At 69.6% G+C, this 20,108-nt stretch carries 21 protein-coding genes; 6 read left to right on the top strand and 15 right to left on the bottom strand.

Annotated features, from left to right (window positions below; all coding sequences use genetic code 11):
* Positions 1-29: 29 nt before the first annotated feature.
* The 13 genes from E6J58_06610 to E6J58_06550 are packed head-to-tail and all read right to left on the bottom strand — an operon-like array spanning position 30 to position 10,466.
* Positions 30-623, bottom strand: a complete 594-nt coding sequence (locus tag E6J58_06610; protein TMB39880.1) for a guanylate kinase — start codon at positions 621-623, stop codon at positions 30-32.
* The gene (locus E6J58_06605; GenBank protein TMB39879.1) at positions 620-1,498 is read right to left on the bottom strand and encodes a YicC family protein; all 879 of its coding nucleotides are present in this window, start codon (positions 1,496-1,498) and stop codon (positions 620-622) included. The genes E6J58_06610 and E6J58_06605 overlap by 4 nt, the downstream gene beginning before the upstream one ends.
* Entirely contained in the window at positions 1,495-2,556 is a 1,062-nt protein-coding gene (locus E6J58_06600; GenBank protein ID TMB39878.1) for a glycosyltransferase family 9 protein, read from the bottom strand. Before E6J58_06600 ends, E6J58_06605 begins: the two co-directional genes overlap by 4 nt.
* Positions 2,556-3,698: a lipopolysaccharide heptosyltransferase II gene (waaF, locus tag E6J58_06595; protein TMB39877.1), complete on the bottom strand. Its 1,143-nt coding sequence runs from the start codon at positions 3,696-3,698 to the stop codon at positions 2,556-2,558. Before waaF ends, E6J58_06600 begins: the two co-directional genes overlap by 1 nt.
* Positions 3,569-3,742 carry a Trm112 family protein gene (locus tag E6J58_06590; protein ID TMB39876.1) on the bottom strand — a complete coding sequence of 58 codons (174 nt, stop codon included), beginning with the start codon at positions 3,740-3,742 and terminating at the stop codon, positions 3,569-3,571. The genes waaF and E6J58_06590 overlap by 130 nt, the downstream gene beginning before the upstream one ends.
* 12 nt (positions 3,743-3,754) lie before the next feature.
* Positions 3,755-4,492, bottom strand: coding sequence for a glycosyltransferase family 2 protein (locus E6J58_06585; protein TMB39875.1), 738 nt, complete (start codon positions 4,490-4,492; stop codon positions 3,755-3,757).
* Positions 4,489-4,968, bottom strand: coding sequence for a D-glycero-beta-D-manno-heptose 1-phosphate adenylyltransferase (locus E6J58_06580; protein TMB39874.1), 480 nt, complete (start codon positions 4,966-4,968; stop codon positions 4,489-4,491). Before E6J58_06580 ends, E6J58_06585 begins: the two co-directional genes overlap by 4 nt.
* A complete protein-coding gene (locus E6J58_06575; protein ID TMB39873.1) occupies positions 4,965-6,011 on the bottom strand; it encodes a sugar kinase in 1,047 nt (348 codons plus the stop codon). Before E6J58_06575 ends, E6J58_06580 begins: the two co-directional genes overlap by 4 nt.
* 13 nt (positions 6,012-6,024) lie before the next feature.
* Positions 6,025-6,843, bottom strand: a complete 819-nt coding sequence (locus tag E6J58_06570; protein ID TMB39872.1) for a lipid A biosynthesis acyltransferase — start codon at positions 6,841-6,843, stop codon at positions 6,025-6,027.
* Entirely contained in the window at positions 6,840-7,745 is a 906-nt protein-coding gene (lpxK, locus tag E6J58_06565) for a tetraacyldisaccharide 4'-kinase (protein TMB39896.1), read from the bottom strand. Before lpxK ends, E6J58_06570 begins: the two co-directional genes overlap by 4 nt.
* A gap of 41 nt (positions 7,746-7,786) precedes the next feature.
* Positions 7,787-9,046, bottom strand: coding sequence for a 3-deoxy-D-manno-octulosonic acid transferase (locus tag E6J58_06560; GenBank protein ID TMB39871.1), 1,260 nt, complete (start codon positions 9,044-9,046; stop codon positions 7,787-7,789).
* Entirely contained in the window at positions 9,043-9,828 is a 786-nt protein-coding gene (locus E6J58_06555; GenBank protein TMB39870.1) for a hypothetical protein, read from the bottom strand. Before E6J58_06555 ends, E6J58_06560 begins: the two co-directional genes overlap by 4 nt.
* On the bottom strand, positions 9,825-10,466 hold the full coding sequence (locus E6J58_06550; protein TMB39869.1) for a MarC family protein: 642 nt from the start codon (positions 10,464-10,466) through the stop codon (positions 9,825-9,827). Before E6J58_06550 ends, E6J58_06555 begins: the two co-directional genes overlap by 4 nt.
* 84 nt (positions 10,467-10,550) lie before the next feature.
* Between E6J58_06550 and E6J58_06545 the strand changes: the two genes are divergently transcribed.
* Complete coding sequence (locus E6J58_06545) at positions 10,551-12,638, top strand: EAL domain-containing protein (protein TMB39868.1); 2,088 nt, start codon at positions 10,551-10,553, stop codon at positions 12,636-12,638.
* On the opposite strand, the gene E6J58_06540 is transcribed toward E6J58_06545, so the two are convergent.
* The gene (locus E6J58_06540; GenBank protein ID TMB39867.1) at positions 12,622-13,890 is read right to left on the bottom strand and encodes a divalent metal cation transporter; all 1,269 of its coding nucleotides are present in this window, start codon (positions 13,888-13,890) and stop codon (positions 12,622-12,624) included. The two genes, E6J58_06545 and E6J58_06540, sit on opposite strands and share 17 nt — an antisense overlap.
* A complete protein-coding gene (locus E6J58_06535; GenBank protein TMB39866.1) occupies positions 13,883-15,061 on the bottom strand; it encodes a magnesium transporter in 1,179 nt (392 codons plus the stop codon). The genes E6J58_06540 and E6J58_06535 overlap by 8 nt, the downstream gene beginning before the upstream one ends.
* Positions 15,062-15,290: 229 nt before the next feature.
* On the opposite strand from E6J58_06535, the gene E6J58_06530 reads away from it, so the two are divergent.
* The 5 genes from E6J58_06530 to E6J58_06510 are packed head-to-tail and all read left to right on the top strand — an operon-like array spanning position 15,291 to position 20,107.
* Positions 15,291-16,532: an efflux RND transporter periplasmic adaptor subunit gene (locus tag E6J58_06530; GenBank protein ID TMB39865.1), complete on the top strand. Its 1,242-nt coding sequence runs from the start codon at positions 15,291-15,293 to the stop codon at positions 16,530-16,532.
* A complete protein-coding gene (locus E6J58_06525; protein TMB39864.1) occupies positions 16,532-17,233 on the top strand; it encodes an ABC transporter ATP-binding protein in 702 nt (233 codons plus the stop codon). Before E6J58_06530 ends, E6J58_06525 begins: the two co-directional genes overlap by 1 nt.
* Positions 17,230-18,384 carry an ABC transporter permease gene (locus E6J58_06520; protein TMB39863.1) on the top strand — a complete coding sequence of 385 codons (1,155 nt, stop codon included), beginning with the start codon at positions 17,230-17,232 and terminating at the stop codon, positions 18,382-18,384. Before E6J58_06525 ends, E6J58_06520 begins: the two co-directional genes overlap by 4 nt.
* Entirely contained in the window at positions 18,381-19,544 is a 1,164-nt protein-coding gene (locus tag E6J58_06515) for an ABC transporter permease (protein TMB39862.1), read from the top strand. Before E6J58_06520 ends, E6J58_06515 begins: the two co-directional genes overlap by 4 nt.
* Positions 19,541-20,107, top strand: a complete 567-nt coding sequence (locus E6J58_06510; protein ID TMB39861.1) for an HDIG domain-containing protein — start codon at positions 19,541-19,543, stop codon at positions 20,105-20,107. The genes E6J58_06515 and E6J58_06510 overlap by 4 nt, the downstream gene beginning before the upstream one ends.
* Position 20,108 lies beyond the last annotated feature (1 nt).

Raw genomic sequence — 20,108 nt, 5'->3', positions numbered from 1 at the left:
CGACGGAAAATTTTGCAAACGCAGTCGTCTCAACGCGTCAAATCGGCCGCCAGCGGCCGCCTTCCGGCCCGGCACTCCTCCGCGCGTACGATGGCTTCCAGATCCTGGTACGCGCGCTCCAGGTCCTCGTTCACGACCCAGTATTCGTATCCGGCGGAGATGGCGAGACCGATCTCGACGCGCGCAGCGTGCAGCCTGCGCCGCACTGCGGCCTCATCGTCGGTCGAGCGGGCGCGCAGCCTGCGCTCCAGTTCCGCGAGGCTTGGCGGAAGGATCAGTGCCCGCACCGCCTCGGGATGCTGCTTCTTGATGTTCTGGCCCCCTTGCACGTCGATGTCGAACACGACCAGGCCCTTGGCCGCGGCGATGGACGTCCGCGGCGTACCGTAGTCGTGGCCGTGAACATGCGCCCATTCCACGAACGCGCCCTCGGCGATCATCTTCTGGAAGCGGTCTTTGCCGACGAAGTGGTAATCGACCGCGTCCTTCTCGTCCCCGCGCGGCGGCCGCGTCGTGTAGCTGACCGAAAACACGGCTCCTGGATGCGCCGCCACCAGCCGGCGCGCGAGCGTCGTCTTCCCCGTCCCCGATGGCGCGCTGAGGATGAGCAGCAGAGGCGTCATTCGACGTTCTGGACCTGTTCGCGGACCCGCTCGAGCTCCGACTTCAGCTCCACCACGACGGCCGCGATCGCCGCCTGCTGCGACTTGGAGCCGATGGTGTTGATCTCCCGGTTCAGCTCCTGGACCAGGAACTCCAGCTTCCGCCCTGCCGGCGCTTCCGACCGGATGAGCCCCCGCGCCTGGCTGATGTGGCTGCCAAGGCGCGTCAGCTCCTCGGCCACGTCGGTGCGGTCGGCGAACAGCGCCACTTCCTGGGCCAGCCGCGCCGGATCGAGCGGGACGCCTTGCGTCAACTCGGCGATGCGCGTCGACAGGCGTTCGCGGACCGCCTGGATCTGGAGCGGGGCGAGCCGGGACACCTCGCGCGCACCCTTCTCGACGTTGTCGAGCCGCGCGGAGAGATCCCGCGCCAGCGCTTCCCCTTCGCGCCGGCGCATCACGTCGAGCGCCTCGATGGCTGCCGCGAGCCCGTGCTGCAGCGCGGCAGCGGCGGACTCCAGATCCGGCGCGGCCTCCCCGAGCGAGATCACCCCGTCCATCGCCGCGAGATCCTGCACGCTGGGCTCGCCGGCCAACCCGAGTGAATCCTTCAGGTCGCGAAACGCCTTTGCATAGGCGGCGGCCAGCGCCAGGTCCGCGCGCGGAGCGGGCCCGCGCGCTGCGGTGGTTTCCCGACGCACGAAGACGTCCACTGCGCCCCGGCTGATCCGGGACTTGATGCTCTTCACCAGCTCAGGCTCGAGCGCGGCCAACTCCCGCGGCAGGCGCGCTTTCACCTCGCAGAACTTGGCGTTGACCGCGCGCAACTCCACCGAGACCGTCTCGCCGCCGGCCTCGCCGCGTCCCGCGCCGAAGCCGGTCATCGAGCGGATCAACGGGGCTCCTCCAGAGAATGGGCAGGTTGTGCCGGGCGACGCGCCCTGTCAAGGAGACGTCCGGCCGCCGCGAGCAGCGGCATCTCGTCGGCGGGCGCGACGACCGCTTCGAAGCGTGGCCCCGGATGCGCCCAGCGCAATCCGTCTGCATGGAGGAACACGGCGACCACCGGCGCACCGCAGGCCACGGCGAGGTGCATGGGCCCGGTGTCGTTCGTCACCACCAGCGCGGCCGCGCGAAACGCCGCGGCGAGCTGGTCGAGGTCGGTCGGCGGCGCCAGCTCCGCCGATCCGTTCGCTTCCGCGACGACCTGCTGCGCGACCGGGCCTTCGCCGGGGCCCCAGAAGACGACCGATCGGATCCCATGCGCTTGCTCGAGCCCCTTCGCGAGGGCCGCGAATCCACCGGCCCGCCATCGGTGGTCGTGCTTGCGCGCGCCCGGATTGAGCGCGGCGTACCTGCCCGGAACGGGCGACGGTCCGCGGCCGAGCGCAGTCTCGAGCGGAGACGGCAACAGGCTGAGCCCCAGCGGCGAACCCAGCAGCAGCTTTGCCGACACGTCGGTCGCTCCGGGCGGCGGCAACGACGCGATTCCTCCATAGAAGAGGCGAGCCGGACCGCGATCGGAGCCCACCACCCAGCGGCTCGCCGCCCAACGCGAGAGGAACGCCGAGGTGAGGGAGAACGCGTGCCAGTGTGCGGCGTCGATCGCGACGTCGTACCGTCCGCGCAGTCCCCGCAGGAACCGGAACCAGGCGAACGGCCCGGCGCGCCTTTCGAACCGTACGAGGTGGAGGTCCCTCAAGCCTTCGACCACGTACGTTTTTCGCGCCGCGATCAGGAAGTCCACCCGCGCACGCGGGAGCGCGCGCTGCAGGGCGCGGACGAGCGGCAACGTCAAGAGGACGTTTCCGACGCGATCGTCGGTGCGCACGACCAGCACGCTGCGGATCTCGTCGGGGGCAGGCGCCGATTCCGGAAGTGGAAGGATACGATGGGCGAGCCGCGCGATCAGGCGCACGCCGCCTCCCGGCGGCGGATCCAGGCGCGCGTCCATCAGGCGAGCACTTCCTGACAGGCGAGCGCGACCTGCGCAGCGTGCAGATCGTCCAGACAACGGTGATGTCCGAGGGGGCAACGAGCCGACCCGTGAACGCTGCACGGCGAACAGGACAGGCCGAGCGACACCGCGCGCTCTCGCGCACCGAAGGCATGGACGCCCGAGGGGGTGGGTCCGAAGACGGCGACGGTCGGGATTCCCAGTGCGCGAGCGGCGTGGACCAGTCCCGTATCGCCGCCGACGGCGAGCGCGGAAAGCGAGAGAATGGCGAGCGCTTCGCCGATGGAGTTTCCGGTGGTGTCGACGCACTGCGCGGCAGTGGCGATCTCGCGCGCCAGACCGCGCTCCCGGGGACCGCCGAGGAGCACTGGTCGCAGGCCTGCTGCCGCGAGCCTGCGGGCCAGATCGGCGACGTGGCGGGCGGGCCAGATCTTCGTCGCCCATTCGGAGCCCAGGCAGATCGCCGCAATCGGCTTTCCCGCGGCCTCGCCAAGAGCGGCGCGCGCCGACCGCAGCCACTCCGTCCGCGCAGCGAGACGCATCTGGCCCGGAGACGCGCCCAGGGCGCGCGCGAGATCCGCCTCGCGCCGGAGGAAGGCCGTCTCGGTACTGCCGATCCGGACCGTGTACAGCAGCGAAGCCGGGCTGCCGGCGAACCCGATGCGCTCGGGGATCCCGGCGAGCCGGGCGAGCAGCGCCGTGCGCATCGACCGGTGCGGAAGCACGGCAAGGGGGTACTGCCGGGTGGCGAGGCGGCGCGCAATCCGCCGCAGCCCGCCGATCCCGGAATCCGCGCCGCGCTTGTCGTACACGTGAACGTGGTTGACTCCGGGAAAGGCCAGGGCCACGTCGCTTCCCCGAGGCGCGACGCAGACGTCAATGGCGGCGTCGGGAAACCGCCTGGCCAGCGCGTTGAAGAGCGCGGACGTGAAGACCGTGTCGCCGAGGAATGCGGTCTGGACCACCAGGACGCGAGGTGGCGGGCGGGCGGCGAGCTTCTCCGCGAGCGTCACGTCTGCAGCGGCTTCGCCTCGTCCACGAGCATGACGGGGATGTCGTCCTCGATGCGGTACACCAGCTTGCACGCCTTGCAGACGATCTCCTTCTTCTCCTCGCGGAACTCCAGCTCGCCCTTGCACTTGGGGCAGGCGAGGATCTCCTTGAGCTCCGGCGCCACCGGCATGGACGCGAGATATCACGAAAAACGCGACAGCTCCCAGAGCAGAGCGTAACGGCGGAACGCCTCGTACGCCCGCGCCCACGCCATCGCGGCGCCGGGGGCGCCGTCGAGGAAGCCGAGCCGCAGCAGGTATCCGCGCACGAACCGCCAGAGCGGGCGGAAGGCGACGTCCCACGCACCCGCCCGAGCTCCCTGCGCGTGGAGCATCCGCGCCGCCTGCTCGCCGTAGCGCTCCATCTTGGCGAGGCAGTCGGCGAGCGAATCGTAGGTGTAGTGGAGGATCGGAGCGTCGAGTCGAGCGATCGGCCCGGTGACGATCAGCTTCTCGTGCACGGTGCGCCGGGGATCGTACCGGCAAGCGTCGCGGCGGAAGAGACGGACGTGCCGGTCGGGCCAGAACCCGCCGTGGCGGAGCCACACGCCGCGGAAATGGTTCTTGAACGGCAACGCGTACGCTGCTGCCGCGCCGAACGCCGCGGTGCGCAACTCCGGTGAGGCCCGCTCGTCCGCGTCGATGGAGAGCACCCATTCTCCGCGCGCCTCCGTGCGCGCGAACTCGTGCTGGCGGGCGAAATCGTCGAAGGGCCGCTCGAGGACGCGGGCGCCGAGCCGTGCGGCAAGCTCGCGGGTATGATCGCGCGAGCCCCCGTCGACGACCAGGATCTCGTCGCAGAAGCCCTGCAAGGATTCGATGCAGCCGGGGACGTCCCGCTCTTCGTCCTGCGCGATGATGGTTGCGGAAAGCCGCGTCACGTCCGGGGCAGCGTCTTCAGACGCGCGATCAGGTCGGTGCTGGAATGGTCCTTGGGGTCTCCGGCGACCAGGGTGCGACCTCCGAAGCTCGCCACCAGCTCCCGCTCCGGCACGGTCTGCGGTGTGTAATCCGTTCCCTTGACGTGCAGATCCGGCCGCAGCGCCATCAGCAGCTCCGCGGCGGTGGGCTCTGCGAAGAGCACCACCCGATCGACGCAGCGGAGCGCGTCCACGATCTCGGCGCGCTCGCGCTCCGGGACGACCGGCCGCCCCTTCCCTTTCGCCGCCCGGACGGAATCGTCGGTGTTCACTCCGACGATGAGGAATCCGCCCTTCGTGGCGCGCTTCGCCGCTTCCAGGTAGCGGACGTGGCCGACGTGCAGCAGATCGAACGCGCCGTTTGCCACGGCGACGACGGCGCTGCGCTTGCGGGCGTCCTCTCGAAACGACTGCGCCTCTGCCAGCGTGCAGATCACCTTCGCCCCCGGGAGGCCGCGCGCGGCGCTACGACGACGGTGGGCTGCGCGACCTCGGCGCGCTTCAGCTCCGCGCGCAGCTCTGCGGCGGAGACCGGGACGGTCCCCGGCTTCAGCACCTTGAGGGCGCCGGCGACGTTTGCGATGCGCATCGCCTGCACCGGATCTCCTCCCGCCGCGACCGCGGCAGTCGCCGCGGCAATGACCGTATCCCCCGCGCCCGTCACGTCCACGGCGTCGGCGGACCCGTGCACCGGGACGAGAGCGGTAGGAGAACCGGGCCGCAGCAAGGCCATGCCGTTGCGGCCGCGGGTGACCAGGAGCGCCTCGGCGCGGAGGGTCTTCAAGAGCTCGCGTCCGGCTTCCTCCAGCGCGCCGGGGTCGTCGCCGATGGCGCGCCCGACGGCCTGCTCCAGCTCGACCTCGTTGGGTTTCGCCACGGCGACGCCGCGGTACCGCGCGATTCCGGAGCGCGCGTCGACGCACACGGTGCGGCCCTGCGCCGCGACGGAACGGACGGCGTCCACCACCGCCGGCGTGAAGAGACCGAGCCCGTAGTCCGAGACGAGGACCGCGTCGCACTTCGCCGCCGCCTGGGCGAGCGCCCTGATCAACTTCTGCGACAGCGTCGCTCCGGGAGGGCGCGGGCCGTCCCGGTCGATGCGGAGCATCTGCTGGCGGCGGGTGTTCTTCCCGCCCGCGAGGACGCGAGTCTTGGTGGAGGTCGGGCCGTCGACGGCGAGGACCGCGGAATCGTCGGCGCCGCCCTCGCGCAGCAGCGCCCGAAGCCTCCGGCCGATCTCGTCGTCGCCGATCAGCCCGATGGCCTGCACGCGCGCCCCCAGGGCGCAGAGGTTCATGATCGCGTTGGCCGCGCAGCCGGGCTTCAGCTCGGCAGACTCGTAGCGGACGATCAGCACCGGCGCTTCGCGACTGATGCGGTCGGTCTCGCCGTAGACGAACTCGTCGGCGACCAGATCGCCGATGGCTGCGATTCGCGCGCGGGGAAATCTTTCCAGAAGCTGCGCGAGGTCCGCGTTCATGCGGCGCTTCCTCTCACACTTCACTCGCTGGTGCCACTTCGGGACGCGTCTTCCACCGACGGTGGACCCAGAACCAATGGTCCGGATGGAGGCGGATCTCCTCTTCCACCGTCCGCGTCAGCTGCTCCGTCAGGTCGACGACCGCCGCGTGGCCGGAGAGGCGCGTGGTGAACGGGCCCCGCACCTTCACCACGAACGTGCCGTCCGGCTGGCGGACGGGGAACACCGCAACCAGGCGCGCGCCGGTCCGCAACGCCAGAATGGCCGCGGCGGGCGTGGTGCAGGCCTTGTCACCGAAGAAGTCCACGAAGATGCCCCGGCTTGCCCGCATGTTCTGATCGATGGCGACGCCGAGCACCTCTCCGCGGCGCAGGACCGCCAACGCGGCCCCGGTGGATCCGCTGTCGGCGATCTGACCGACGCCGGTGCGCGCGCGATCCGCCACCAGCCAACGGCCGAACACGTCCCGCAGGGTGCGCGCAATGATGGTGAGCTTCAGGCCACGACGGGCCGCGGCCCGTGCCTCCAGCTCGAAATTTCCGAAATGAGCGACGGCTGCTACCACGCCTTCCGGCCCGGGTCCCGGGTGCAGCAACTCCCACGGGTCGAAGCGGACGGAGCGCGCGAGCTCCTCGTCCCGCACCGGCAGCAGGATCTCGGCGAGGCTCCGGCCGAGCTGAACGTAGCTGGCGCGGCCAATCTTCTCCCGCTTCCTTTCGCTGAGCGCGGGAAATGCGCGGCGGAGGCCGTCGAGAGCGACCGCGCGCCGGATGCGCAGGACCCACGCCAGCACTCCGAGCCACTCCCCAAGCCGCAAGAACGCCTGCCTCAAAGCACCTCCTCGAGAGCACTGTCGAGAACATCTTCGCCGCGCAGGATGCGGACGTCGACGCGCACGGCGACGATGCCGGCGGGATCCGCGATCCGGACCAGATCCTTCTCGGTCGTCACCGGCAGGGCTCCGCCGGCGAGCCGGCGGAGGGCTGCGAGATCTTCGGGAGTGAACGGGTAATGGTCGCGAAACCACCGCACGCCGGTGATCTCGCCGCCCAGCGCGCGCACCGTCTGCAGCAGGCGCTCCGGTCGGGCAATCCCGGCGAAGAGGAAGACGCGCTTGCCGCGCAAATCGGCATTGGCGTCGTACGTGCTCTCGACGGCGGGAAAGGCGCGCAGCTCGGCGGTGCGTGGATCGCGCGGAAGCTCGCAGCGGGTCAGCCAGACGAGGCCGTGCCGGACGCGGCGAAGCGCGGAAACGGGCTCCCGCAGCGGCCCCGCCGGCAGCACTCGGCCATTGCCGAACGGATTGGAAGCGTCGGCGACGATCACGTCGAGGTCGCGGGCGAGGGCGTGGTGCTGCAGACCGTCGTCGAGCAGCAGCACGTCGGCGCCGCGCTGGACGGCAAGCTGCGCGAGAGCTGCTCGCCGCGGGCCGACGAATACCCTGCACCCGCGGCGGGCCAGCAGCAGCGGCTCGTCGCCGGCTGCCTCGACTGCCGCATCCACGGTCACTTCGAGCGGCTCGCGCGAACGCCGGCCGTAACCGCGGCTGAGCACTGCCGGCTTGCGGCCGCGTGCGGCGAGCCGCTGCGCGAGACAGAGCGTCACCGGCGTCTTTCCCGCGCCTCCCACCGTGAGGTTGCCGACCGAGATCACCGGAACGCAGGCCTGGACCGGGCGCGAGATCGCGCGATGGACGGCGGCGCCGGCCGCATAGAGGGGCGACAGCGCCTGCAACGGCGCGGACCAGGCAGGCGGATCGGACCGCCACCAGAAGTTCACGGCAAGAGCTCCGCGATCAGGCGGGCGTCGCGGGCGGAGGCGCCGCGCACGGAAGAGACCGCCTCGCGCGCCAGCTCTCCGAGCTTGCGAATCTCCTCGGGCCGCGCCAGCAGATCGCGCATCAGGCGGAGCAGCGCGACCGGGTCCTTGACCTGAAGGCCGCCGCGCCCGACGAGCACCTGCACGCTGTCCTGGAAATTCTCCATCCGCGGTCCGAACAGCACCGGCTTCCCGCAAGCCGCCGGCTCGAGGATGTTCTGGCCCCCGCGGCGGCCGAAGCTTCCACCGACGAACACCACCGTGGCGAGCTGGTAGGCGCGAACCAGCTCTCCAATGGTGTCGAGCACGATCACCGGCTCCGGCCCGCCGGGCTCCGAACGCAGGCGCGCGCGCAGTCCCAGGGAGCGCGCCAGGCCGAGCACCCGCTGCGCCCGCTCGATGTACCGCGGCGCGATCAACAGGCGCAGGTCGGGATGCTCCTTCTGGAGGACCGCGAAGACGCGCAGGAGGCCGCTTTCCTCGCCTTCGTGCGTCGATCCGCAGACCCAGAGCCGCTCCGGGCCCAGCGCGAGCGCCTGCCTCAGCGACGCATCCTCCTGCTCGGGCACGCTGACGGCGAGCGCGTCGAACTTGGTATTCCCCGTGACGTGCACCCGTTCTCGCGGGGCACCGAGCAGCAGCGCGCGCTCGGCCTCGTCTTCGGCGCGCATCATCAGGACGTCGAACCTCTCCAGGAGATTGCCCGCCAGCCGGAAGAGGATGCGGTAGCGCGGGACGTTGCGCGGGCGCAGCCGGCCGTTGGTGAGCGCGAGCCTCACCTGCGCTTCGGACGCCGCGGCGATCAGCTGCGGCCATAGCTCGGTGTACTCGAGCACCAGCACGTCGGGGCGCAGCGCCGCAATCGCGCGGCGGCAGGCGCCGGGGAGATCGTAAGGGAGGAACGTCGCCAGATCCGCGAGCCCCTGGGCGACGAGCCGCTGACGGGCCATCGACGCCCCAGAATCCGTGATCGCGGAGACGATGATGCGGGCGTCCGGCCGCAGCGCCTTGAGCTCCTTCACGATGGGCACGAGCCCGAGCACGTCTCCTGCGGATGCACCGTGCAGCCAGATGCGCGGGCCCTCGCGGAGCGACGGCGCGGGGTCGTAGAAGCCGAAACGAACCCGGATGCCCTGCCGCACCCGCGGATGCAGCAGCAGCAGCGGCAGGATCAGCCAGAAGACGACGTACTCGGCGGCGACCGCTGCCCAGTTCAAAAGCGCGTCCCCACCGAAACGCCCGGCTCGAAGAGGAAATGGGTGGCGGCGTTGGGGCCCGGTTTCGTCGCCAGCTCGATTGCCGCGCCAGGGGAAAGCTGGACGGGACCGAGATCGAAGGCGGCGGCGGCGCCAAACCCCGCCGAGAGAACGGGCGACCACTGCAACGTCCCCGCCCGCGACGTGATCAGTCCCACGATCTCGTCGTGCCAGGCGCGAATCCAGTATGCCCGCAAGAAGGGCGCCGCGGTCACCGCGAAGAGCGGATTGACCCGGTAGCTGGCCACGGCAGGAAGCTCGATCCCCAGCGAGCGGTAGTTCCAGACGTCGATCTGCGAACGCCCGCTCGCGCTGCGCTCGATGCGCTGCTCCGCGCCGACGCCCACAACCCGCGCACCGATCTCCAGCGAAACCCCTCCCTCGGGCGGCCGTTGCCGCAGCCGCACGCGGACGCCCACGGCGCCGCCGGCGAGGGTCGGCGTGAACGGAACGACAGGGTTGGTGAGCTTGATCTGGCCCTCGAGCGTGATTCGCGGGGCGACCTGCCACCGCAGCGAGACGTCGGAGGCTACCCAGGTGGAGACTTCGTACTGCTCCGCCTCCGCCGGAGTCGCCGGCAGATCGTGGATGTCGCTCGGCCCCGCGAGTACGCGCCCGGTCTCCAGCGAGATGCTGGCGTGGACGTCACCCGATTCCAGATCGCCCGCCGGCAGGAAGGTGCCCGCGCTCACCACGGGCAGCGCGCACGCCGAGCACAACAGCGCCGCCAGCGCCCCTCTCAATCGCCGAGCCCCGGGAACGTATCGCGCACCCCGTCGAACATGAACTGTACGGCCAGCGCCCCGATGATCAGGCCGATGACACGGTTCATGACGTTCAAACCGGTCACGCCGAGGAACCGCGAGATGCGATCCGCGGCCACCAGCATCAGGTAGCTCGCGATACAGGTCAGCGCGATGGAAGCGATCACCGGCACGGCGAAGAGCTTGCGGCCGGCGCGGCCCATCAGCGCGGTCACCGTGGCGATCGAGCCAGGACCGGCGAGCAGCGGGATGGCGAGCGGGAAGATCGCCACGTCCTCCTTCTCGAGGCCCTCCTGCGCCTCCTCGGGGGTGACGCGCGTGCGCTGCGGCTGGGCACGCAACATCTCGATCGAGGTGAGCAGGAGGAGCACGCCGCCGGCCACCTTGAATGCGCCCAACGTGACGCCGAACACCTTGAAAATCAGCGTTCCCGCGACTGCGAAAGTGGTGAGGACGAAGAAGGCGGCGATGGCGGCGCGGCGCGCCATGTCCCGCCGCTTCTCGGGTGGATCGTTCCGCGTCATGGCAATGAAGATGGGGATGGCTCCCATCGGGTCCACGACGAAGAAGATCGCGGAGAGCGAGAGCAGGCTGAAGCTGAGCCACTCCTGGATCATTGCAACCGCCACCGGCTGTTCACGTTCAGCGGTGTGTACCATCGTTTGCTTTCCGGCGCGCACCGCGGCAGATACCATCGGGCGGTGGAAGAGGCGACCTACCGGGACCTGGTCGAGAACGCCAGCGACATCATCTACGCGCACGATCTGGAGGGGCGGTTCACGTGGGTGAACCGCGCCTGCGAGCGCGTCACCGGGTACACGCGCGAGGAGACGCTGCGGCTGAGGATCTGGGACCTGGTCGTCCCCGAATACCGCACCGTCATGGAGAAGGACCTCTCCGGCGAGATGCAGACCTTCGAAGTGGAAGTGCTGGCGAAGGACGGCCGGCGCATCCCGCTGGAGCTGAAGAGCCGGCTCGTCTACCGCGGGCAGATGCCGGTCGGGGTCCAGGGTATCGCCCGCGACATCACCGACCGCCGCCGCGCGGCCGAGGCGATGCGGGAGAGCGAGGAGAGGTACGCGCTCGCCGCGCTGGGCAGCAACGACGGGCTCTGGGACTGGAACCTGCGCAGCAACCGGATCTTCTTCTCCGGGCGCTGGAAGGAGCAGATAGGCGCCAGGGACTCGGAGGTCGGCGACGATCCCGACGACTGGTTCAAGCGCGTCCATCCCGACGACCGCGAGCACCTGCTCGGCGACCTCTCGCTCCACCTCGAAGGCCGGGCGCCGCACCTGGAGGTGGAGCACCGCGTCCGCCATCTGGACGGGAGCTGGCGCTGGATGCTGGTCCGCGGCGCGGCGGTGCGGGATGCCGCCGGCAAGGCGTACCGCGTGGCCGGATCGCAGACGGACATCACTGCCCGCAAGCAGACGGAAGAAAAGCTGCTCCACGACGCGCTCCACGATGGGCTGACAGGGCTACCGAACCGGTCGCTCTTCATCGACCGCCTCGGACAGGCGCTCGCGTTCCAGCGTCGCCGCGAAGACTACCGGTTCGCGGTGCTGTTCCTCGACATCGATCGCTTCAAGACCGTCAACGAGAGCCTCGGCCACACCCGGGGCGACGTGCTGCTGGTCCAGATCGCGCAGCGGTTGCGCGAGGTCGTCCGGCCCGGCGACACCGTGGCGCGCCTCGGGGGCGACGAGTTCGCCCTGCTGCTCGGCGACTTCACCGATCCGGAGGAGCCCGTGCACACCGCGGGCCGCGTGCAGGAGGTGCTCGCGGCGCCGTACGATCTGGACGGGACGGAGGTCTTCGCCACCGCTTCCATCGGCGTCGCCGTCGGTTCGCGCGCCTACGCCCATCCGGAAGAGCTGCTGCGCGACGCGGACACCGCGATGTATCGGGCGAAGGACCTGGGGCGGGCGCGCCATGCCGTGTTCGATCCAGCGATGCACGCGCTCGCGCGCGCCCAGCTGCAGCTCGACACCGACCTGAGGCGCGCCATCGAGCGCGAGGAGCTGCGCCTGCGCTACCAGCCCGTGGTCTCGCTCCGCTCCGGGCAGATCGTCGGGTGCGAGGCGCTGATCGTCTGGGAGCACCCGACCCGCGGCACCATCCCGCCGGGCGACTTCATTCCCACCGCCGAGGAGACCGGGCTGATCGTTCCCATCGGCCGCTGGGCGTTGCTCCAGGCCTGCATCGACGCGAAGGCGTGGAACGAGGCGCGCCCGCGGGATTCGGCGATCTTCGTCAGCGTGAATCTCTCGGCCCGCCAGCTCGTCCGCGCCGAGCTCCTCGAGGACGTCCGCGGTGCCCTGCTCGGCAGCGGCCTGGAAGCGCGCCGCCTCAAGCTGGAGGTGACGGAGAGCGCGATCATGGAGCACGCCGGTTCGGCGGCGCTGCTCCTCAACCAGCTCAAGGCGCTCACGGTGGGCCTCTTGCTGGACGACTTCGGCACCGGATATTCCTCGCTCAGCTACCTGCACAACTTCCGCTTCGACACTCTCAAGATCGACCGCAGCTTCGTGGCGCGACTCGAGCAGGCGGGGAAGGAGGCGGAGATCGTGCGCACGATCGTGAGCCTCGCCCGGGCCCTTCAGATGGACGTCGTCGCGGAAGGCGTCGAGAACGCCAGCCAGCTGAAGCAGCTCCAGGCGCTCGAGGTGCACTCCGCCCAGGGCTACTGGTTCTCGCGCGCGCTGGACGCCAAGGCGTTCCTCGAGCTGCTCGAGGCGCGCAAGGCGTTCCCGCTGCCGGGGACGCCGCGGCTCACGGACGCAGGGTGAACCAGAGCATCATCGCGGTCAGCACGATCAGCACCGCGGCCGTCGCCCAGGCAAATGCGGTGAGCGCGCGGCCGTTGCGGTACCTGCCCATCAGCCGCTCGTCGCCGGCGAGCAGCAGCATGAAGATGAGGATGAAGGGCAAGAGGACGCCATTGGCCGTCTGCGACAGGAGCATGATCCGCAAGAGCGGCAGGCCGGGAAGAAGGACGAGCCCGGCGCCGAGCACGATCATCGTCTCGTAGAGGAAATAGAACTGCGGAGCGTCCTCGCGGCGGCGATCGATGCCGCTCTCCCAGCCGAACGCTTCGCAGACGTAGTAGCTGGTCGAGAGTGGGAGCACACTGGCGGCGAAGAGCGAGGCGTTGAAGAGGCCGAAGGCGAAGAGGGCGCTCGCCCACCTTCCCGCCAGAGGCTTCAGCGCCACGGCGGCGTCCCCCGCCGTCTCGATCCTGCCGCTGGCCTTGAAGATGGTCGCGCCGCAGGCGAGGACGATGAAGAAGGCGACGACGTCGGTGACGATGCACCCGACGATCACGTCCAGCCGCGAGAGCGGGTAGTCCTCGACCTGGACCCCTTTCTCGACGATCGCGCTCTGCAGATAGAACTGCATCCAGGGGGCGATGGTGGTTCCGACCAGCGTGACCACCATCGTCAGCGCCGGCCCGTCGACGGTCAGGGTCGGCTTGAAGGTGCCGAGCGCGACGTTTCCCCAGTCTGGCCGGGCGAGGAAGCCGGCGATCACGTACGCCACGTAGAAGATGCAGGCGGCGAGGAAGATGCGCTCGACCACTCTCGCGCTGCCCTTGAGGACCAGCAGCCAGACGGTGAACGCCACGAGCGGCACGGACAGGTAGCGCGAGACGCCGAAGATCTCCAGCGCCTCGGCGACGCCCGCGAACTCGGCCATGGTGTTGCCGAGATTCGCGATCACCAGCGCCAGCATCACGTAGAAGGTCGCCTTGACGCCGAATCGCTCGCGGATGAGGTCGGAGAGACCTTTTCCCGTCACCACTCCCATTCGCGCGCACATCTCCTGGACGACGATCAGCGCGACCGTGATCGGGATCAGCGTCCAGAGCAGCGAGTAGCCGAAGGCTGCGCCGGCCTGCGAATAGGTGGCGATGCCGCCGGCGTCGTTGTCGACGTTGGCCGTGATGATTCCCGGGCCGATCACCGCCACGACGGCGAGGAGCCGCGCCCATCGGGAGCGCACTGCTCTGACCCCTCCGGCCGGGGTGGCCGGATCAGCCATGCAGGACCTTCTCCAGGACGTCGTCGACCGTGACGATCCCCAACAGCCTGCCGTCGCGCTCCACCGGCAGGGAAAACAGGTTGTACTTGGCGGCGAGCTCCGCCACCTTCGCAGGCGGGTCCTCGGGCGCAAGCGGCGCCGGGTGCTCGTGCATGATCTCGTCGACGGGAATCTCCGGCGTCGCGAGCAGCAGGTCGCGAAGCGACAGGACTCCGACCAGCTTCTGGTCGCGCTGCACGACGAAGCAGTCGTGGACCTGCGCGATCTCCTTCGCCTGCTCGCGCACCGAATCAAGCGCCGCTGCGGCGTTCATGGCCGGGGAGAGGCGGAGGTACTCGGTGTTCATCATGCCGCCGGCGCTGTTCTCGTCGTAATGGAGGAGCTGCTCGACCTCGCGCGCCTCCGGCGCCTCCATCTTGGCGAGGATCTCTTCCGACTCCTCCCTGGGCAGCTCGGCGAGGAGGTCCGCTGCCGCGTCGGGCTGCATCTCCTCGACGATGTCGGCGGCCTTCTCCGGCTCCAGCATGCGGAGCAGCTCGCGCTGGAGACCCGGCTCGGATTCCTCGAGAGCATCGGCGGCGAACTCCACGGGAAGATCGCGGAAGAGCACTGCGCGCTCGCGGCGGTCGAGGTCCTCCAGGATCTCCGCGAGATCGCTCGGGTGCACCTGCCCGAGCGCGCCCCGCGCCAGGGCAAGGCGCACGCGCGGGGAGCCGGAGGAAAACGCCTGCACGTGCTTCCAGGGAAGGAACTTGTCGGCGACGAGATAGCGGCTCCGTGGGCGCACCCGCCGGATCAAGGCGTCCACCGCGGGTTGCCAGCCCATCCGCCGCACGAGCCCGCGGAAGCCGACGTCCACGTGAGCCACGCGCAGCTCCCCTCTCGCGCGCAGCAGGTGCAGATCGTTGACCCGCTCGACCTTGGCATCGTCGGTATCGACGATCTGCCTGTCGAGGACGTCCTGCGCCAACGCGATCTCGTTGGTGAAGAGCCGGAGGGGCTGGAGCGCTTCGACGCCCCTGCGCAAGCGCGTACCGGTTTCGTCGCAAGCGGCCACGTCGTCCCAATCGAGGCGGCGGACCTCGGCGTGGCCGCTGCGGACGCGGAGCGCGGTGATACGCGGGTAGGCGGGATCGCCGGCGTCGGCGAGGAAGTCGACGACGGTCCCCACCCGCTCGCCGCTCTCGAGCAGCGCCGGCCGTCCGAGGAGATCGGAGAGGAAGACGAACGTGCCTTCGCGCGCGGGCTTGCCGTTGCGCGGGGCGAGCGACGTCTGGGCTTCTGAGGGCAGGGCAGCCTCCTGCCGCGGGGCGCTACCAGAACGGCCGCGCGCCGGTCAAGGCGACGGAAGGCGGTCCGCTCCCGCCGGCTTTCCCCCTTGTGATAGAGAGCGCGCCATCATGGCGATCCCTCCGCCGTCGCTCGCGGACGAGCTGAAGAGTCTCAGCATCGATCGCGCTCCGGAGAAGCGCGCGCTGCCCCGCTGGGTGCCCGCCGCTGCGGGGATCGCGGTGCTGGCGGCGTTGGCCTTCGCCGGCTGGAAGCTGCTCAGCGGGCGCGTGTTCGCCCCCGAGGTGGACACGGCGACCATCGCGTTGATCAGTCCCGCGCAGGGCGCGCAGCTCCTGGTCGCGACCGGCTACGTGGTTCCGCAGCGCAAGGCGAACATCTCGCCGCGCATCGGCGGGCGGGTGGCGAAGATCTTCGTCGAGGACGGCACGGTGGTGAAGGCGGGACAGGTGATCGCGGTGCTGGAGGACGCCGACTACCGCGCCCAGCTCGCCCAGGCGCACGCGGACTTCAAGTCGGCGCAGGCGCGCGAGAAGCGCACCGAGGTCGACCTGCAGGACGCGCAGCGGCAGTACGAGCGCGAGCAGATCCTGCAGCGCAAGGGCGTCTCAACGCCCGCCGCTCTCGACACGGCGACGGCACGGCTGGGCAGCGCGAAAGCGGCGCTGGCTGCGGGCGAAGCGGACGTCGCGGCGGCGAAGGCGCGCGTGGAAGTGGCGCGGGTGAACCTCGACAACTGTTATGTCCGCGCGCCGTTCTCCGGCCGGATCACACAAAAGCTCACCGACGTGGGCGAAATCGTCTTCGGCTTCACGAGCGCGGGCAACGCGGGAAACGGCGGCATCGCCTCGCTGGCGGATTTCGACAGCCTCCAGGTGGAGGCGGATGTCTCCGAGTCGCAGGTGGCGAAGCTGGCCATCGGAACGCCCGCCGAGATCGTGCTCGATGCATTTCCCGATCGCCGGTACCGCGGCAAGGTCGGCGAGGTGCGGCCGCGCGTCGATCGGGCGAAAGCGACCGTCACTGTCAAGGTCGCCTTCGTCGACGAAGCCAAGGACGTCCTTCCCGACATGGGAGCGAAAGTGACGTTCCTCAACCGGCAGCTCGACGAGGCGGCGCAGAAGGCCTCGCCCACCCCGGCGATCGCGCCGGACGCGGTGGTGGATCGCGGCGAGACGAAAGCCGTGTTCGTGGTGCAGCAGAACGAGACCGTGAAGAGCGTTCCGGTGGTCACCGGACCGCCGCTGGGAAATCTGCTCTCGCTTCGCGAGGGCCCGCCGCCCGGAACCCGCGTGGTGCGATCCCCACCCGCGGACCTGAAGGACGGCATGCGCGTGAAGGAGAAGCAGTGATGGCCGAGACCGTTCCCGCAACGCAGCTCGCAAAACCGATCGTGGAGGTTCGCAACCTGCGCAAGGTGTATCGTCGCGATCGCCAGGAGCTGGTCGTCCTCGACGGGATCAACCTCGACGTGCCCGACCGAGCGTTCGAGGCGCTGATGGGCCCATCGGGCTCGGGCAAGACGACGCTCTTGAACCTCATCGCCGGCATCGACTCACCCACCAGCGGGACCATCCGCGTCGCCGGCGTCGAGATCGCCAACCTCTCCGAGTCGGCGCGGGCGCAATGGCGGGCGCGCAGCATCGGGTTCATCTTCCAGTTCTACAACCTGATGCCGGTGCTCACCGCGGCGGAGAACGTGGAGCTGCCGCTGCTGCTCACGTCCCTGGGGCGGGCGGAGCGGCGGCGGCGCGTCGAGGTGGCCCTCAAGCTCGTCGGTCTTCTCGACCGGCTCGATCACACGCCGCGGCAACTCTCGGGCGGCCAGCAGCAGCGGGTGGCGATCGCCCGCGCCATCGTCGCCGACCCGAAGATCATCGTCGCGGACGAGCCCACCGGCGATCTCGACCGCCGCAGCGCGGAGGAAATCCTGGGGCTTCTGCGGACGCTCAATGAGACGCTGGGGAAGACCGTGGTGATGGTGACGCACGATCCGCACGCTGCGGAGGCGGCCAAGGTGCACCGCCGGCTCGACAAGGGGCTTCTCACATGACGCTCCCCGGGCTGACGCTGCGCAACGCCTTCCTGCGCAACAAGACGCGCTCGTTCCTCACCATCCTCGGCGTGGTGCTCTCGGCGGTGGCGTTCCTCTTCCTGCGCACGATCCTCACCGCCTGGTATGCGAGCGCGGAAGCGTCCAGCGCCGACCGGGTCGTCACCCGCAACGCCGTCTCGCTGATCAATCCCTTGCCGCTCAGCTACGCGGCGCGCATCGCACAGGTGCCCGGCGTCACCAAGGTGACCTGGAGCAACTGGTTCGGCGGCATCTACAAGGACCGGAAGAACTTCTTCGCCCAGTTCGCCATCGACGGCCCCAGCGCCCTGGAGGTTTTCAGCCTTCGCTTCCTGCAGGGCTCGAAGCAGGACTTCCTCTCCGACCGCAACTCCTGCGTCGTGGGCAAGGGGCTGGCGGAAAAGTACGGCTGGAAGATCGGCGACACCATCCCGCTGTTCAGCGAGATCTATCCCGGCGACTGGAAGTTCCGCGTGGCGGCGATCATCGAGGGCACCGACGACCAGAGCGTCGCCAACGTCATGTACTTCCACTGGGCACGCCTGAACGAGAGGCTTCCGCCGAACCGGAAGGACACGGTGGGGCTGTTCACGGCCACCGTCGCCAACGCCGCCGAATCGCCGCGCGTGATCCGCGACATCGATGCGCTTTTCGCCAACAGCGACAACGAGACGCACACGGAGACGGAGAAAGCCTTCCGGCTCTCCTTCGTCGTCGGCTCCGGCGCCATCCTCTCCGCCTTGGAGACCGCGAGCGGCGTCATCCTGATCATCATGGCGCTGATCCTGGGCAATACGCTGGCGATGGGCCTGCGCGAGCGCACGCCCGAGGTGGGCGTGATGCGGGCCATCGGCTTTCTCCCCAGGCACGTGCGCAACCTCGCGATGGGCGAGGGCGCGCTGCTCGGGGCGGTGGGCGGGCTGATCGGCGTGATCCTAGCCCGGCCGATCCTCGGCGGTTTCGGACGCGCAATGGCGCAATTCGGCTTCCTGAGCAACGTGGGCTTCAAGCTCTCCACGGGCATCGCAACCGTGCTGGTGGCGGCGGCCATCGGCGTGGCGGCAAGCTCGTTTCCCGCCGTGCAGGCGGCGAGGCTGGCCATCGTCGACGCGCTGCGGAGACAGGAATGATCCCGCTCTCGTACAACATCCGCTCCATCCTGCGGCGGCGCTTCTCCGCCTTCGCCACCGCCATCGGGCTGGGACTGGTCGTATTCGTGTTCGCCGCGGTGCTGATGCTCGCCCACGGGGTAGAGGAAACCCTCAAGTCCACCGGCGTACGCGAGAACGCCATCCTGCTGCGCAAGGGGTCCACTTCCGAGTTGACCAGCTTCTTGCCCCGCGAGGCGGCGAAGACGTTCGCCGCCGACCCAGCCGTCGCTGTCGAAGGCGGCAAGCAGGTCGCTTCGCCGGAGTTGTTCGTCATCTTCCAGCTCCAGCGCGTCGACAAGAGCGGCACCGCCAACGTAGGGATTCGCGGCGTGACGAAGGCTGGCTGGGATCTGCTTCGCTCCAGGAGCATCAAGCTCGTCGAGGGGCGGCCGCCCCAGTGGGCCACGAGCGAGATCATGATCGGGCGAGCGGCCCGCGGGCGATATCTGGGGGCGGAGATCGGGCAGAGCATCACCATCGCGCGCCGGCAGTGGCAGGTGGTGGGGATCTTCGATGCCGGCGGCGCCGCTTTCGACAGCGAGATCTGGGCGGACGCCGACCAGATCGCGGACGCCGCGCGCCGGACCGGCTACTCGACCATGACCGTCCGCCTGAAGAGCCCCAGCGAGTTCGAGAGCCTGCACGCGACGGTGGATGCCGATCCGCGCTGGAACCTGGAAGCGAAGCGCGAGGATCGTTTCTACGAGGAGGCCTCGGGCCAGCTGGCGGGCTTCATCCGCGTGCTCGGCACGGCCATCTCCATCTTCTTCTCCTTCGGCGCGACGCTGGGGGCGATGATCACGATGTACGCACAGGTGGCCTCGCGCGTGCGGGAGGTGGGAACGCTGCGGGCGCTGGGCTTCCGGCGGCGATCGGTGCTGGGCAGCTTCCTGGTGGAGAGCCTGATCCTCTCGCTGCTGGGAGCGGTGGCAGGCTGCGTGTTCGCATCCTTCCTTGCCGCCGCCAGCTTCACCACCACGAACTGGTCGTCGTTCACCGAGATCAAGTTCCGCTTCCACTTCTCGCCGGGGATTGCCGTGCAGGCCACTGTCTTCGCCGTGCTGATGGGCCTGCTGGGTGGGCTGCTGCCAGCCGCGCGCGCCGCGCGCCTCCAGATCGCGGAGGCGACGAAGGGATGAAGACTCGTGCCGAAGCGCTGGCGCTGCTGCACGAGTTCACGCAGTCGGACGCCCTGCGCAAGCACGCCCTCGGGGTGGAGGAGGCCATGCGCGCCTACGCGCGCTGGTTCGGCGTCACGGATCCGGCGGAGATCGAGAAGTGGGGCATGGTCGGCCTCCTGCACGATTTCGATTACGAGCAGAACCCGACCGAAGAGACGCATTTGCACGTCGGGACTCGCGTGATGCGCGAACGGGGCTGGCCGGAGGAGATCGTCGAAGCCGTCGCTTCGCACGCGGACTACATGAAGATTCCGCGGGACACGCCCCTGAAGAAGGCCATCTACGCGTGCGACGAAGCAGTCGGCTTCATCGGCGCCTGCGCGAAGGTGCGGCCGACGAAAAGGATCGCGGATCTTCCTCCGGAGTCCGTGTTGAAGAAGCTGAAAGACAAGGCGTTCGCGCGCAGCGTCGACCGGAGCTACGTCTACGGCGGCGCCGAGGCACTGGGGCGGCCGCTGGTCGAGCATGTCGCGTTCCTGATCGAGGCGCTGAAGCCGATCGCGGGCGAGATCGGGCTTTAGG

The organism is Deltaproteobacteria bacterium (assembly GCA_005879535.1).
Taxonomy (GTDB): domain Bacteria; phylum Myxococcota; class Myxococcia; order Myxococcales; family 40CM-4-68-19; genus 40CM-4-68-19.
Note: the sequence above shows the minus strand (reverse complement) of the source record. Positions and strands in the feature narration are given on the sequence as shown.